The organism is Luteimonas sp. A482, from assembly GCF_054072655.1.
In genome coordinates, this window is sequence record NZ_JBSVRO010000003.1 from 323,508 (window position 1) to 339,160 (window position 15,653).

Consider the following 15,653-nt stretch of genomic DNA (forward strand, 5'->3'; position numbering starts at 1 on the left):
TCAGAACGTGATCGTGTGGGTCAGCGAGTACATGCGGCCACGACCGGCCATCCAGTCGTCGTTGCTGTTGCTCGCCTCGGATCCGAACAGGATGTACTGGCGGTCGAGGAGATTCTCGATGCCCAGGGACAGGCGCCCGAAGCGGCGGGTGTCATAGCCGACGGTCAGGTCGAGCAGCGCCCGCCCCGAGGTGTGTTCACCGGTGTTGAGCGAGCGGCCACGGTAGGTGGTCGAGGACAGCACCGCCTCGGCGTTGGGCGCGAAGCCCCATTGCACGTTGAGGCCGAACTTGTCCGGGCTGATGTCGTCGGCACCCATGTGTTGGGTCAGTGGTCCGCCCGCCGTCCACCACGTCCTGCCGAGGATGCGCGAGTACATGGCATTGACCTTCAGATCATTGGTGAAGGCGTAGCTGCCCAGCAGTTCGATGCCGTCGATCTCGACCGGTCCACGCCTCATGATGAAGTCGCCGGTGACCGGGTCCGTGCTCAGCGACACCCCGAACTCGGAGAAGCTGCGGTAGGCCGACATGCCCGCGGTCAGCCGGTCGCCGCGGTAGTTGAGGCCCACTTCCTTGTTCTCGACGACGATCGCCTGCAGATCGAGGATGCCAGCGACGCTCTGCCCGGGCGTGTTGATGTTGCGCAGCGGGATGCCCACGTTCGGAAGGCTGAAGCCCTCGCTGTAGGACGCATAGGCCGACAGCTGGTCGGAGAACCGCCACACCATGCCGACGTTGGGCAGCACGGCGCTGTAGTCCAGCGTCCCGCCTTGCACGAACACGCGGTTGTTGTAGTAGGTCGTGGTGTAGTCGTCGATCGACAGCTCGCCGCTCTCGCGGCGCACGCCGCCGCTCAGGGTCAGCTTGTCGGTGTCGTAGGACACCTGCGCGTACGGCGCGGTGCTGTTGTATTCCATCGGCGGCACCCACACGCGCTGGGTCAGGGCCAGGCGCTGGTCGGTCGTGTCCTCGACACGGTCCACGCCGCCGCGCACTTCCAGCCCCTCGACGCCGAACGCATCGGGACGGGCGTAGGAGGCGCGCACGCCGCGCTTGGCGGAGTTGACCTCAGACTGGTCCCACAACTCGCCGAGCGGTGCGATCAGCGGATCCTGGCGGTCGCTGCCGTCTTCTGCCGGATAGCGCATCGCCTGGTCGGCGCGGTAGGCGTCGACCAGCAGGCTGCCGCCGAGCAGATCGTCGTGACGGTACTGCAGGTGGAACTGGTCGAAGTCGTTGAACTCTGGACGCGCGCCCACCGGGATACCGCCGATCACCGAGTTGGTGATGTCGTTGGCGCGGTCGCCGTCGGTGCCGGTGTAGTTGCCCTTGCCCACCAGATTGAAGCGGCTGATCGTGGCCTGCAGGCGCTGCATATCGTCTTCACCGAAGTTCATGCCGAACTTCAGGAACAGGTTCTTTGACTCGGAGTCGTTGATCGTGCCCGAACCGCGCATGCCGATCGCGCGACCGTTGCCGTCGTAGGCCATGCCCCGGTCGACGAACGAGGCCGACATCAGCACGTCGTATTCGTCCTGGCCGTGGCCGACGGTCATGCCGACCTTCCAGCCGTCGCTGTCGCCGTGACCCTGAGTCGTCCAGCGCGTGGTCAAGCTGGCCTCGGTGCCCTGCACCGGGCGCTTGGAGATGTAGTTGATGATGCCGCCCGCGGCGCCGATGCCTTCGGCCGCGGATGGGCCGTTGATCACCTCGATGCGGTCGACGATGCCGAGGTCGGTGAAGCTGCCGGCGCGGTTGGTCTCGCGCAATGGCGAGGTCTGCGGCACGCCGTCGAACAGGCGCAGTGCGATGCGGCCGCGCAGGGTTTCGCCGGAGTTGGTCAGCGCCTGCGAGGATTCCGAATAGCCCGGGATCATCCGCGACAGCACCGCGGTGGCGTCCTCGGTCAGGCTCAGCGAGTTGCCGATTTCCTCCTTGGTGATGATGCTGACGGCGCCGGGGATGCGGTCGGCCGCGCGCGGCATCCGCGTGCCGGTGACGATTACGTTGTCCAGCGTCGCCGGAGTCGTGGCTCTGGATTCGTCCGCGCCCGCGTCGGCACCCTCGTCCTGTGCGTGCGCGGGCTGGAGCGTGCTGAGGACTAGCGCCGTCGCGACAGCGAGACTGAGCGGCTTGAGCATGGCTGGATGGCTCCAATGTGTTGCTGGAATGCGGGACGACGAAGGTCCCGGGACGGAGCGAATGGTAGGTGCGCGTGAACACGGCACGGGCCGCGCAACGCTACGTTCACTCGACAGTTTTTATTGCCTTTGATGTCAGGCATTCTATGTTGCGACGCAGCAACACTGTCGCGGGGACGCCTTCCAGTTGCTGCAGCGCAGCCGCAGCGCCCTGCCCACGTCATCGCAACAGGAACGTCCGGCATGAGTCCATTCCGCATCCCATTCACCGTGGCCCTGCTGGCTGTGTCGGCGGCTGGCTGCACGCACCGACCGCTGCCGCAGCAGAAAACGCAGGCGCCGGCGGCGGTGATCGCGGACGACGACGCCCCCGTGGCCGAAAGCGCGGCGTGGTGGTATCGCAATGGCGCGCTGCACGCGCATCGCCTGGGCGCGGGCAAGGCCGCGGCGCGCAACGTGATCGTCTTTCTCGGCGACGGCATGAGCCTGACCACCGTGGCCGCCGCACGGATCATGGAGGGGCAGCGCCAGGACCTGAAGGGCGAGGAGCACCTGCTCGCCTGGGAGCATTTCCCGTACACCGCGCTCAGCAAGACCTACAACACCGACCACCAGACGCCGGACTCGGCCGGCACGATGACCGCGATCGCCACCGGCGTGAAAACCCACATGGGCGCCATCGGCGTTTCGGCCGGGCGGGTCGGCGACTGCGCCGGCAGCCAGGCCAACCATGTGCTGTCCTGGCTGCGGCTGGCGTCCAGCGCAGGCATGGCAACAGGCATCGTCACCACCGCGCGCCTGAGCCACGCTACGCCGGCCGCCACCTATGCACACACGCCCAACCGCGGGTGGGAAAGCGATCGCGAGATGCCCGCCGAGGCGATCGCTGCCGGCTGCCGCGACATCGCGCAGCAGTTGCTCGATTTCGCGCCCGGCCGCGGCCCGCGCGTGGCGCTGGGCGGCGGCCTTGGGCGCTTCCTTCCCGAATCCGCGCAGGACGCCGCGGCACGCGGACGCAGGCGTGATGGCCGCGACCTGACGCGCGAATGGGCCGCGCGCCATCCCGGCGGCGTGGTCGCGCTCGATACTGGCCAGCTGCGCCGCGTCGCCGGCGCGCCCGCGATCCTGGGACTGTTCGCGACCGAGCACATGCCCTACCACCACGATCGCGATCCGGGTGCACGCGGCACGCCCGACCTGGCGGAGATGACGGGCATCGCGATCGAGCAACTCTCGGGCGACCCGAACGGATACGTGCTGCTGGTGGAAAGCGCGCGCATCGACCACGCCCACCACGCCGGCAACGCCTATCGCGCGCTGGACGAAACCATCGCCATGTCGCGCGCGGTGGAAGCGGCGCTGGCGGCGACCTCGGCGCAGGACACGCTGATCGTGGTCACCGCCGACCACGCCCATACGCTGAGCTTTGCCGGGTACCCGGCGCGCGGCAACCCGATCCTGGGCACCGTGCGCGGCCGCCTGTCGCCACAGGGCCACGAGGACGGCGAGATGCTCGACAGCCTCGGCCTGCCCTACACCACCCTGGCCTATGCCAACGGCTCGGGCTACGTCGGTGAAAGCGCCAGCCAGCCGGCCGGTCCCAAGCGCTTCCCACACAAGCCCGGCGGCTTCTCGGCCGCGCTCGGGCGTCCGGACCTGGCTGGGGTGGACACCGCCGATCCCGACTACCTGCAGGAAGTCCTGGTGCCGATGCACGATGAGTCCCACGGCGGCGAGGACGTCGGCGTCTGGGCACTAGGCCCGGGCAGCGATGCGTTCCGCGGCACGATGGAGCAGAACGTGCTCTACCACCTGATCGTGCAGGCCGCGCCGCGGCTGCGCGAGCGCCTGTGCGCCGCCGGCACCTGCAACGGCGAAGGCGTGCCTGTGGGCCTGCCGGATCCGGCCGCGTTTCGCGATTGAGTCCGCGCCGCGGTTCGGCGGGCATCGCCGCTAGAGCGTGGCACACACCTTCAGGCACTCCTCGCGCAGCGCGGCCACCGCGCGTGCGCGCACGCTGCTGCTCGACCACACGATGCCGATGCGCCGCGCTTCGCTCGCTTCCGGCAGCCGCAGCCGCGCCAAGCGCAGGCCCTCGGGCCAGGGCGGCAGCCAGTCCGGCACCAGCGACACGCCCAGGCCGCGGTCGACCATGACCGCGATGGAGTTGAGCGCGTTGAGCTCGAAGCGCTCGCGCGGCACGATGCCGACGCGACGCAGGTATTCCTCTGCCAGGCGCCCGCCCCACTGGTGGCGGTCGTAGCGGATCAGCGGTTCGCTGGCGAGCACCTCGTGCGGGTCGCGGTGGGCGAACTTCTCCGGCACCAGCACCACCAGCGGTTCTTCGCGCAGCAGCTCCCAGCGGCAGGTCTTGGGCAGCTCGAACGGCGCCTGCAGCACCAGCGCCGCATCCAGCTCGCCGCTTTCAACGTCGCCGTAGAGCTCGGCCGAGTGCCCGGGCTTGATGAACACGTTGATCTGCGGAAAGCGGCTGACCATGCGCGCCAGCACGTCCGGCAGCATGCCCACCAGCACCGTCGGGCAGGCGCCCAGGCGCAGTTCGCCGGCAATCGCGCGGTCGTTGGCGACGCTGCGCAGGTCGGACACGTCGCGCAGCACCGCGCGCACGCGCTCCAGGATGCGCGCGCCCTCTTCGGTGACATTGACCGTGCGCCCGGCGCGCGCGATCAGCGGCACGCCGAGCTCGCGCTCCAGCGTGCGGATCTGCTGCGCCACCGCCGCGGGGGTGATGTGGAGGAAGCGCGCCGCCGCCGCCATCGAGCCGCGGTCGGCGACGTTCACGAACGTATAGAGAAACTGCGTATCCACCTGTCCTGCCCGATCGCGCTCCGCATGCGGCGGAAGAATGCGGACGCCATGATGACACCCGCGTGCCGCGCGCGCCGCCGTTGCCGGTCGCCGGGGTTCAGCCTGGGGCCGGTGTGTAGATGGTCAGCCCTTCCAGCGAGCGCGACGGCGGCGGGAAGAACAGGCTGGCGATGTAACCGATCACGATGCACAGCGCGATCGAGATCGCCAGGTAGAAATACGGGTGCACCAGGTCCATCGTCCAGCACACCACGGTGATCACGATCGAGCCGGCCACGCCGATCGCCACGCCCGGCGAGTTCGCGCGCCGGGTGAACATGCCCAGGGTGTAGGCGCCGGCGAAGCCGCCGCCGAGCAGGCCGGCCATCTCGATCGACACGTCGAACAGCGACTGGATGTCGTAGCGGCTCATCACCAGGGCGATCAGGATGCCGGCCACGCCCACCATCACACCCGCCCACTCGGCGACGCGCACCGAGGTCTTCTCGTTCGGGGCCTTGGCCAGCTTCTGGTAGAAATCCACCGAGACCAGGGTGCCGACCGAGTTGATGATGCTCGAAAGCGTGGACATGGCCGCGGCGAAGATGCCGGCGATGATCAGGCCGGTGACGCCGGACGGCAGTTCGGCGGCGATGAACAGCGGGAACGTCGCGTCGATCGGCAGCAGCGGGTTCAGGCGCTCGGGGTTGTTCCTGTAGTACATCCACAGCGCGGTGCCGATGCCGTAGAACACAACGCCGCCGGGGATCATGATCGCGGCGAACGCCCAGATCGAGCGACCCGCGGCCTTGTCGTCCTTGGTCGACAGGGTGCGCTGCATCAGCACCTGGTCCTTGGGGAAGGTCAGCACCACGTCGAACAGGACCAGGAAGATGAAGCCCCAGACGGTGGCCTTGGTCAGGTCGAAGCTGAAATCCAGCAGCTTGGTCTTGTCCTGCGCCGCGGCCGCGTCCATCAGCTGCGGCAGGTCGGCGCCGGAGTGCCAGAAGATGAAGCCGACCGCGAACAGCGCGCCGCCGAACATCACCACCACCTGCACCACGTCGGTCCAGATCACCGCCTTGGAGCCGCCGACGGTGGAATAGATGATGGTGAACACCCCCATCATCAGGATCGACCACACCACGTCCAGCCCGGTGATGGTGGAGATGGCCAGCGCCGGCAGAAACAGGATCACGCTCATGCGCGCGCCGACCTGCATGACGATGCACAGCGCGCTGGAGAGCATGCGGATGGCGGGATGGAAGCGCGTCTCCAAGTAGGAGAACACGCTCATCAGGTCCAGCCGGCGCAGCAGCGGCACGATCCACACCGCCACGAACGTCAACCCGACGACCGCCATCAGGTTGTTGGTCATGTACTGCCAGTTGGTGTCGAAGGCCTTGGCCGGGATCGCGATGAAGCTGATCGAACTGGTGTTGGTGGCGTACAGGCTGATGCCGGCGGCCCAGAACGGGATGCTGCGCCCGCCGACGAAGAAGTCCGAAGTGCTTTCGTTGCGGTCGCGGAAGTAGAACCAGAAGCCCATGGCGAGCATCGCGGCCAGGTAGACCACGATCACCACCCAGTCCAGCGTGCGCAGCAGGTGCTTGCCGCCGTGCAGCCGGGTCTCGACCAGGCTGCCGTCGGCGCCGGCCCAGAGCACGCCATTGCCGCGCGCCAGTCCGGCGGACGTGGACGGCGTCGTCCCGGGCCAGTCCGACCAGGCGTCGGTGATCACATGGAACAGGCGCGGCTGCTCGCCCACCGGCGACGCCAGCAGGTAGAGCAGGTGCGCCTGTCCGATCGGGCTGGCCTGGCCCCGCACCACCGGGCCGGGCAACTCGCCGCGCTGCGACCAGCCCGCGTCGGCGGTCCAGCGCCACAGCGCGCCATCGGCGGCGGCGAGGTAGAGCGCGGCCTTCTGCGCGACCAGGGCCTGCGGCGCGCCATCGCCGGGCCAGCCGTCGTGCGAACGCCAGCTGCCCTTGCCGGCCGTGGCCAGCACCCACAGCCGGGTGCGACCGTCTTCGTCCAGACCGGCCACGTGCAGGCTGTCGCCAAGCACCGCCGCCCGCGGCGCACGCAGCGGCTCGGGAAGCATGGGCAGCTCGCTGGCCACCAAGCGGTCGCCGGACCAGGACAGGTCCTCGATCCGCTGCAGCTGCTGGTCACCCATCAGGCGATAGGCGCGGGCGCCCTGGCCGACGGACGCCAGCAATTGCGCGCCGGCATCGTCGGGCAGCTGGACCTGCCGCCAGGCCGTCGCGTCCGGGGCCAACGCCCAGGCCGCGCCATCGCCGGTGGCGACCACCTGCCCGGCCAGCAGCGCCAGGGAGGCCGGATTGGCGCCCGCCGGCAGCCGCGGCAGCTCGGTCTCCCGGGTCTCGACCACGCCCTCGGCATGGACCGGCAACATGGCGCTGGCCATCAGGGCCAGCAGCAATGCCAGCATCACCCCTGGCCGGGACCAGCCCGGCATGCGTGTCGACCTCACGATGCGGCGGCGTCGCAGGCGCCGGATGGGCCCATCTGGGCCAGCAGGCGTTCGGCGCGGCGCAGGTAGGGCGGGTCGACCATGCGCCCGTCGACCGCGAACGCCGCGCGCGACTGCGCGCGGGCCTCGGCGGCGGCGGCCACCACCTTGCGCGCCCAGGCCAGCGCGGCCTCGTCGGGCGTGAACACCGCATGCGCCCAGGCGATCTGCCCCGGGTGGATGCAGCTCTTGCCGACGAAACCCAGCCCCTGCGCGATCCGCGCCTCGTGCTCGAAGCCGGCCGGCTCCTGGAAGTCGGGATGCGCGCCATCACAGGCGAAGACGCCGGCTTCGGCCGCGGCCAGCGCCACGCGGAACATCGCAGCGTGCACGTTGGCCGGGTCGTCGCGGCGGATTCCCTGCGCTTCGAACAGGTCGCCAAGGCCCAGCTGCAGGCCGGCCACGCGCGGATGCGCGGCCGCGATCTCGGCCGCGTGGCGCAGGCCGCGCGGGGTCTCGATATTGAGCAGCAGGCCCGGAACAGCGGCACCTAGCGTGCGTTCGGCCACGCGCTCCAGCTGCGCGGCCACTTCGCGCACCTGCGCGGCGGATTCGAGTTTGGGCACGTTGATCAGGTCGGGCTGCGCCGGCACGATCGCGGCCAGGTCGGCCGCAAAGTATGGGCTGTCGGGCGCATTGACGCGGACGATGCTGCGCTTGGCGGTGGCGGCGGACGGATGCACGGCCAGGAACGCGGCCACGTCGGCGCGCGCCTCGGCCTTCCGGTCCTCGGCCACCGCGTCCTCCAGGTCGAAGGACACCGCGTCGGCCGCGCTCGCACATGCCTTGGCGAACAGATCCGGGCGCCCGCCCGGTACGAACAGCTTGCTGCGCATCACGTCTCCCGCAATCGCGGCCAGTGTGCGCAATCCACATCGCGATCAAAGACGGCGCCGGGATGTTCAGAAGATAATTTTGCTTGCGTTCGCGCTTGCCGGCGCAGGGCCTCTGCTGCAAGCTTGCCGCCCTCGATCCGGCGCCGCGAGCCGGCTGGAATTTGCATGCGCCCGCCTTCCCCTGCCGCTCCCGTCCCAGGCCACACCGGCGCGCGTCCGCGCAGAACCGGCTGCGTGGGGCCGCAATGACCCGTTTCCTGCCGCCCTGGCTGCAGTCCTGGCTGGGAGAGATCACCGCGCTGGTGCTGGTGGTGCTGATTGTGCTGTGCGCGCTGCTGCTGCGCTGGCTGCTGCTGCGCCTGGTGCGGCGGGTGGCGCGGCGCTACGAGCTGCCGGCCGAGATCGTGATCATCGCCCGGCGCACGATCGGCTTCTTCGTGGGCTTTGCCGCGCTGCTGCTGGTGCTGCGCGTGCTGGGGGTGTCGGGTGGGGTGCTGTGGGGCGCGTTCACCGGTTTCGCGACCGTCGCGGCGGTCGCGTTCTTCGCGCTGTGGAGCGTGCTGACCAACGTGTTCTGTGCGCTGTTGATCCTGATCACGCGTCCGTTTCGCCTGCTCGACCACATCGAGCTGGTGGAGAGCGGGGACAAGGTCGGCCTGCGCGGGCGGGTGATCGACATGAACCTGGTGTACGTCACGCTTGAGGAAACCCATCCCGGCGGCGGCGAGAGCGTGCTGCGCGTGCCCAACAGCCTGTTCTTCCAGCGCGCGACCCGGCGCTGGCGCGGTGAGCCGCCGCCGCAGCTCCAGGCCACCGCCACGGGTCCTTCGGCTGGCGACGACAGCAGCCCACGCCCGCCGAGCGGCGGCGGTGGCAGTGCGGTGATGGGCAATTTTCCGTAGCGCGTAACGGGTGCCGTGCTGTAGGCCGACGGCCGCTTCGGATGGGCGCTTCGGATGGGCCGCAGCGCCCCGGGCGGGGGTAGCGCACCGCTCGGGCAGACGTCCGTGTCCGCACTCGCGGCCGCGGCACATCCATGTGCCGCTTGCGCTACCCCCGCCCCGGTCCCTCCGGCATCGCAACCTGGATGTCGTCCCTTCGGCTGGGGAACCTGTGAACAAGCGGGAAGCGCTTTGTAACGGACGAACGTCCGGTCATCCAATGGCTTTGACCTCCACGGCTTGGGGTCACTGGATCCCCGCCTGTCCAGGCGGCGGCTGTTGCAAAGCACGGCTTCGGGACACGCACGGTCAGAACGGGAAGACACCCGTTGGCTTCGGGTCATCCTGGACGGAATGCGTCATCCGTGCGCGACGGCCCGCCACGGGCACCGCGCTCGCATACGATGCGGGTTCCCGTGCCACGGACATCCCCATGCCCCGTCCCGTCCTCGCCATGCTCGCACTTGCACTCGTCCCCGCGCTGTCCCTGGCGCAGGTCTCGGCCGACATCGACGCCGCCGCGCACGCCGTGCAACCGAAAGTGGTCGAGTGGCGCCGCGACCTGCACCAGCATCCGGAACTGGGCAACGAGGAAGTGCGCACCGCGCGCGTGGTCGCCGATCACCTGCGCGCGCTGGGGCTGGAGCCGCGCACCGGCATCGGTCCGACCGGCGTGACTGCCGTGCTCAAGGGCGGCAAGCCCGGTCCGCGCATCGCCCTGCGTGCCGACATGGACGCACTGCCGGTCACCGAAGCCACCGGGCTGCCGTTCGCCTCCACCGTGAAAAGCGAGTATCGCGGCCAGCCGGTCGGGGTGATGCACGCCTGCGGACACGACCTGCACGTGGCGATCCTGATGGGCGTGGCCGAGGCACTGGCCGGGATGCGCGAACAGCTGGCCGGCGAGGTGATGTTCGTGTTCCAGCCGGCCGAGGAAGGCCCGCCGGTGGCGGGCGAGGTCGCGGGCGCGAAGCGCATGCTCGACGAAGGCATCTTCGATGACTTCAAGCCCGACGCGGTGATGGGCCTGCACGTGTGGTCGCGCCTGCACGCCGGCCAGCTCGGCGTGCGCGCCGGCCCGTTCATGGCCAGCGCCGACGAGTGGACGCTGAAGATCAGTGGTCGCCAGACCCACGGCTCGCAGCCCTGGGCGGGCGTGGATCCGCTCACCGTTGCCGCGCAGGTGCTGCTGGGCGCGCAGTCGATCATCGCCCGCCAGGTCGACATCACCGCGCATCCGGTGGTGCTCACCGCCGGACAGATCCAGGGCGGCACGCGCTTCAACATCATTCCCGACGAGGCGACCATGGTGGGCACGCTGCGCACCTTCGATCCCGGCGTGCGCCAGGACGTGATCGATCGCTTTCGCAACACCGCAGAACACTTCGCTGCCGCCAGCGGCGCGACGGCCACGCTTGAAGTGGCGGCGAACGCACCCTCGACCAGCAACGATCCGGCCCTGCTCGAACGGCTGCGCCCCTCGCTGGAAGCCGCCGCGGGCAAGGGCAACCTGGTCGAAGTGCCGCGCTACACCATCGCCGAAGATTTCTCGCAGTTCGCCAACGTGGTGCCGGGGCTGTACTTCTTCGTCGGCACCACCCCGCGCGACCAGCCGCTCGAATCGGCACCGATGAACCACTCGCCGCAGTACGCACCGGACGAGTCCGCACTCGACCTGGGCGTGCGCGCGATGCTGCAGGCCACCGTGGATTTCCTCGCGGGCGGCTGAGGCCTATTGGCCCGGCCCCACGATGTTTGAACTTGTCATCCCGAACCGCAGGTGAGGGATCTCGATCACCGACGCAGGCCTGACAGAGCGAGATTCCTCACCCGCTGCGCGGGTTCGGAATGACACGAGTCAGGACTTCGGATGGCGGGTCACTAGAGCCCCAGCCACTGCCGCAGCGGATGCGCCGGATCGGCCAGCAGCCGCAGCGCCAGCGCGATCGACACCACCACCAGCAGCGGCCGGATCACGCGCGCGCCCTGGCGCATGGCGAAGTGCGAGCCCAGGCGCGCGCCGATCCATTGCCCGGCGCCCATCACCAGGCCCACCTTCCAGATCACCGCGCCGGCCGCCAGAAACACCACCAGCGCGCCGACGTTGGAGCCGAAGTTGAGGAACTTGGTGTGCGCGGTGGCCTTGAGGATGCCGAAGCCGGCCAGCGACACGAAGCCCAGCATCAGGAACGAGCCGGTGCCCGGCCCGAACACGCCGTCGTAGAAGCCGATCGCCGGCACGAACAGCAGGCCAAACAGCAGCGGGCTGATCCGGCGCTGGCGCTCGATCTCGCCGACGCCGCGCTTGAATCCGAAGTAGAGCGCGATCGCGACCAGCAGCACCGGCAGCACCGCGTGCAGCCAGTCGGTGGGCAGGACGGTGGCCAGCAGCGCGCCAGCGGCCGCGCCCAGCGCTGCGGTGAGCACCATCGGCCACTGCCCGCGCAGCTCGACGTGGCCGCCGCGCGCATAGCTCCAGCTGGCCGCGCCTGAGCCGAACACCGCCTGCAGCTTGTTGGTGCCCAGCACCTGCAGCGGCGGGATGCCGGCCAGCAGCATCGCCGGAATGGTGACCATGCCGCCGCCACCCGCGATCGCGTCGATGAAGCCGGCCAGCAGCGCGGCCAGGAACAGCCACGCCAGCACCTGCACTGCGATTTCGTACATTGCAATCCAGGCGTGCGCGCAAACGCCGCGCGAAGGCGGCAATTCTACGCGGGCGCAGCAAACCCGATCCGGTAGCATCGCGAGGATTCCCGACCGGAGAGACGCGATGCGCCAGCCCCGCCCCATGCCGACCTTGCTGGCGCTCATGCTGGCCGCATGCCTGTCGCTGCCGGCCACCGCACAGGACGCACAGCGCGCGGAGGTGGCCGAGGCCGCGCGCACGCTGCAGGCCCAGGTGGTGGAGTGGCGCCGCGACATCCACCAGCATCCCGAGCTCGGCAACCGCGAAACCCGCACCGCCGCGCTCGTCGCCGACCACCTGCGCGCGCTGGGGCTGGAGCCGAAGACCGGCATCGCCACCACCGGCGTGACCGCCGTGCTCAAGGGCGGCAGACCGGGCCCGCGCATCGCACTGCGCGCCGACATGGACGCGCTGCCGGTCACCGAGCGCAGCGGCCTGCCGTTCGCCTCCACGGCCACGGCAAGTTACCGCGGCGAGACCACCGGCGTGATGCACGCCTGTGGCCACGACGCGCATACCGCGATCCTGATGGGTGTGGCGCAGGCGCTCGTGGGAATGCGCGAGCAACTCGCGGGCGAGGTGCTCTTCATCTTCCAGCCGGCCGAGGAAGGCCCGCCCGACGGCGAGGAAGGCGGCGCCGAGGAGATGCTGGCGCAGGGCCTGTTCGACGGCTTCAAGCCCGAGGCGGTGTTTGGGCTGCATGTGTTCTCGACCATCCACGCAGGCCAGATCGGCGTGCGTGGCGGCCCGCTGATGGCGGCGTCGGACCGCTTCAATATCGTGGTGCAGGGGCGGCAGACGCACGGCTCGCGGCCCTGGGGCGGGATCGACCCGATCGTGGCTGCCGCCGACGTGGTCGGCACCGCGCAAAGCATCGTCAGCCGCCGCCAGAACATCTCCAGGCAGCCGGTGGTGGTGAGCTTCGGCTCGATCCGCGGCGGCATCCGCTACAACATCATTCCCGACAGCGTCGAGCTGGTCGGCACCATCCGCACCTTCGACGAGGACATGCGCCAGCAGGTCTTCGCCGACCTGGCCAATGTCGCCGACAAGGTGGCGCAAGCGCACGGCGCAAGCGCCGTGGCCAAGGTGCCCGACAGCAAGGGCAATCCGGTCACGGTCAACGATCCGCAGCTCACCGCGCGCATGCGGCCGAGCCTGGAGAAGGTGGTGGGCGCCGGCAACGTGATCGATCCGGGCCTGACCATGGGCGCGGAGGACTTCTCGTTCTATGCGCGCGAGGTGCCGGCGATGTTCTTCTTCGTCGGCGCCACCCCGCCGGGCCAGGATCCGATGAAGGCGCCCAGCAACCATTCGCCCGAATTCTTCCTCGACGAATCCGCGCTCGATGTCGGCCTGCGCGCGATGCTGCAGGTGAGCCTGGACTATCTCGCCGGCGAGCCGTAACGCGGACAAGGCCAGAGACTGCATGCCTGGCTCGCCGCGTCATCGACAGGGCCGGGCACGGGCCTGAATTCGCATCCGTCGCCTGGAGCGGGGCTTTTGCCACGGATCACGCGGATCACGCGGATACGGGCCGCTCGCTTCGTCCTGTCCCGCCTCGATCCGCGTGATCCGCGTGATCCGCGAAATCCGTGGCCGGCTTCGCCTTCGACACCTCGTCCGGCCAGGGCCACGGCCGCATCCGGGGGGCGGTCGACCACGAAGGCGCTTCACCCGGCGCGGGCGATTCGCGCCCGACGATAGAATGCGGTCATGTCCCGACCCGAAGATTCGCTGCTCGGCCGCGAAGTCGCCTATCCGCGGCACTTCGACCCCGCGCTGCTGTTCCCGATCCCGCGTGCGGCCGGCAGGCAGGCGCTGGCGCTGGCCGGCGCGCTGCCCTTCATCGGGCACGACCGCTGGCACGCCTACGAGCTGTCGTGGCTGGACCCGCGCGGCAAGCCCGTGGCCGCAACCGCCACGCTGGGCGTGCCGGCCTCGACCCCGAACCTGGTCGAGTCCAAGTCGCTCAAGCTCTATCTCAACTCGCTCAACGCCACCCGCTTCGACGATAACGAGAGCGTGCGCACGCGCATCGCGGACGATCTGTCGCAGGCGGCCGGCGGGCGCGTGGAGGTCCGGTTCGGCCTGCCGCCGCTGTCCGGCGATGACCAGGCCATCTGCATCGACGCGCTGGACGTGGAGATCGACAGCTACGGCCCGCCCGATCCCGGCCTGCTCCGCTCCGAGCCCGGCGACGATGCCGACGAGACCCTGCGCAGCGAACTGCTCAAGTCCAACTGCCCGGTCACCGGCCAGCCCGACTGGGCCACGGTCGACATCGCCTATCGCGGCCCGCGCATCGACCACGCCAGCCTGCTGCGCTACCTGGTCTCGTTCCGCGAGCACGCCGGTTTCCACGAACAGTGCGTCGAGCAGATCTTCGTCGACCTGCTGGCCCGCTGCGGGCCGCAGCGGCTGTCGGTCGAGGCCCGCTACACCCGCCGCGGCGGCCTGGACATCAATCCCTGGCGCGCCACGCCCGGCTGCCCGCCGCCGGCGCCCCGGCGCGATCCGCGGCAATAGGCAATAGGGAACCTCTGAACAACTGTCGCCATCCCCGCGAACGCGGGGAGCCATAGCTGAACGACGCAGCTGCCGGGCCGCGATGCGCCCTTAACGCCCCGCGTGCCACCGTCCTCCCGCACACCCATTGGCGAGGAGCGTCCGCGCATGAGCAACGACCGGAAACCCGATTTTTCCAGCGTCCAGAGCGGCGCCAACACCAAGCCGGCCGGCGGGCAGGAAGGGGGCGGCGGCGGCGGCACGCTCGCTGGCGCCAAGCCCGATTTCTCCAATGTCCGCAGCGGCGCCGACACCGTGCCCACCGACCAGGGCGGCGCGCGCAGCTACACGATCGAGCAGGGCGACACCCTGTCGGCCATCGCCAAGCGCGTCTACGGCAAGGCCAGCGACTGGCAGCGGATCTTCCAGGCCAACCGCGACACGCTCGACAACCCCGACCGCATCTTTCCCGGGCAGGTGATCACGCTGCCCGAGATCGAGGAAGACGGCGAAGGCAAGGCCCCACCGCCCTCTGCGGCCTGATCCAGACCTGACGACTCCATCCAAGACGACCCCATTCAAGAGGACAACACCATGCGCCATACCCGTCTCTCGCAAGCCCTGCTGGTCGCCGTCGTCGGCGCTGCCGCCCTCGTTGGCTGCCGCAAGGACGAGCCCGCACCCGTCGTACCGCCGGTCACGCCGGTCGAGACTGCGCCCACCGCGCCGACCCCGGCGCCGATGGCCACTCCCGCCGTCACCTCCGGTGCGGTCACCCTGGGCAATGCGATCGGTGCCAACAACACGATCGCGATGCCGCTGACCTCGTTCGCCGCCGGCGACACCATCCATGCTTCGGTCGCGACCGACGGCACCGCCCCCAGCCGCCTCGTCGCGAAGTGGACCCACCTGGACAGCAACCAGACCGTCGCCGAAGAAACCAAGGACGTTGCCGCCGGCGCACAGACCACCGACTTCCACATCAGCAACCCCGACGGCTGGCCGACCGGCCGCTACCGCGTCGAGGTGTCGCAGGACGGCAGCGTGATCAACACCAGCGAGTTCGACGTGCGCTGACACACGCGAGCCTCGTGCTCCATCGAAAGCGCGGCGAAAGCCGCGCTTTCCTGTTTTCAGGCGCCCCGGATATCCCGGCCTTTTGCCCCATCCCCGTCGAAGCGCGACAATGGCGC

Annotated in this window: 11 protein-coding genes and 1 pseudogene; 7 read left to right on the plus strand and 5 right to left on the minus strand. The window is 69.7% G+C overall.

All coding sequences use genetic code 11. The features are described from left to right. Complete coding sequence (locus ACW5DW_RS12140) at positions 1-2,142, minus strand: TonB-dependent receptor (protein ID WP_457019175.1); 2,142 nt, start codon at positions 2,140-2,142, stop codon at positions 1-3. A 243-nt stretch (positions 2,143-2,385) separates the two neighbouring features. Between ACW5DW_RS12140 and ACW5DW_RS12145 the strand changes: the two genes are divergently transcribed. Next, a complete protein-coding gene (locus ACW5DW_RS12145) occupies positions 2,386-4,065 on the plus strand; it encodes an alkaline phosphatase (RefSeq protein ID WP_457019176.1) in 1,680 nt (559 codons plus the stop codon). A gap of 30 nt (positions 4,066-4,095) precedes the next feature. Here the strand turns inward: ACW5DW_RS12145 and ACW5DW_RS12150 are convergent, their stop codons facing one another. The 3 genes from ACW5DW_RS12150 to ACW5DW_RS12160 form a co-directional block, all read right to left on the minus strand. Beyond that, positions 4,096-4,971, minus strand: a complete 876-nt coding sequence (locus ACW5DW_RS12150) for a LysR substrate-binding domain-containing protein (protein WP_457019177.1) — start codon at positions 4,969-4,971, stop codon at positions 4,096-4,098. 97 nt (positions 4,972-5,068) lie between these two features. Further along, positions 5,069-7,432 (minus strand): sodium:solute symporter family transporter, encoded by a 2,364-nt coding sequence (locus tag ACW5DW_RS12155; RefSeq protein WP_457019178.1) that lies wholly within the window; start codon positions 7,430-7,432, stop codon positions 5,069-5,071. A gap of 11 nt (positions 7,433-7,443) precedes the next feature. Next, complete coding sequence (locus tag ACW5DW_RS12160) at positions 7,444-8,322, minus strand: HpcH/HpaI aldolase/citrate lyase family protein (RefSeq protein ID WP_457019180.1); 879 nt, start codon at positions 8,320-8,322, stop codon at positions 7,444-7,446. A 245-nt stretch (positions 8,323-8,567) separates the two neighbouring features. On the opposite strand from ACW5DW_RS12160, the pseudogene ACW5DW_RS12165 reads away from it, so the two are divergent. After that, positions 8,568-9,107 (plus strand): annotated as a pseudogene (locus tag ACW5DW_RS12165) (mechanosensitive ion channel domain-containing protein); the annotation flags it as partial. Between the two features lie 589 nt (positions 9,108-9,696). Then, entirely contained in the window at positions 9,697-10,992 is a 1,296-nt protein-coding gene (locus ACW5DW_RS12170; RefSeq protein ID WP_457019181.1) for an amidohydrolase, read from the plus strand. Positions 10,993-11,144: 152 nt separating this feature from the next. On the opposite strand, the gene ACW5DW_RS12175 is transcribed toward ACW5DW_RS12170, so the two are convergent. Then, complete coding sequence (locus ACW5DW_RS12175) at positions 11,145-11,930, minus strand: TSUP family transporter (protein ID WP_457019182.1); 786 nt, start codon at positions 11,928-11,930, stop codon at positions 11,145-11,147. A 124-nt stretch (positions 11,931-12,054) separates the two neighbouring features. Between ACW5DW_RS12175 and ACW5DW_RS12180 the strand changes: the two genes are divergently transcribed. The 4 genes from ACW5DW_RS12180 to ACW5DW_RS12195 all read left to right on the plus strand — a co-directional run bounded on the left by ACW5DW_RS12180 (position 12,055) and on the right by ACW5DW_RS12195 (position 15,537). Further along, a complete protein-coding gene (locus ACW5DW_RS12180; protein ID WP_457019269.1) occupies positions 12,055-13,359 on the plus strand; it encodes an amidohydrolase in 1,305 nt (434 codons plus the stop codon). Between the two features lie 309 nt (positions 13,360-13,668). Beyond that, positions 13,669-14,481 (plus strand): NADPH-dependent 7-cyano-7-deazaguanine reductase QueF, encoded by an 813-nt coding sequence (gene queF / locus ACW5DW_RS12185; RefSeq protein ID WP_457019184.1) that lies wholly within the window; start codon positions 13,669-13,671, stop codon positions 14,479-14,481. Between the two features lie 147 nt (positions 14,482-14,628). Next, complete coding sequence (locus ACW5DW_RS12190; protein ID WP_457019185.1) at positions 14,629-15,003, plus strand: LysM peptidoglycan-binding domain-containing protein; 375 nt, start codon at positions 14,629-14,631, stop codon at positions 15,001-15,003. Positions 15,004-15,054: 51 nt separating this feature from the next. Further along, complete coding sequence (locus tag ACW5DW_RS12195; RefSeq protein WP_457019187.1) at positions 15,055-15,537, plus strand: hypothetical protein; 483 nt, start codon at positions 15,055-15,057, stop codon at positions 15,535-15,537. Positions 15,538-15,653 lie beyond the last annotated feature (116 nt).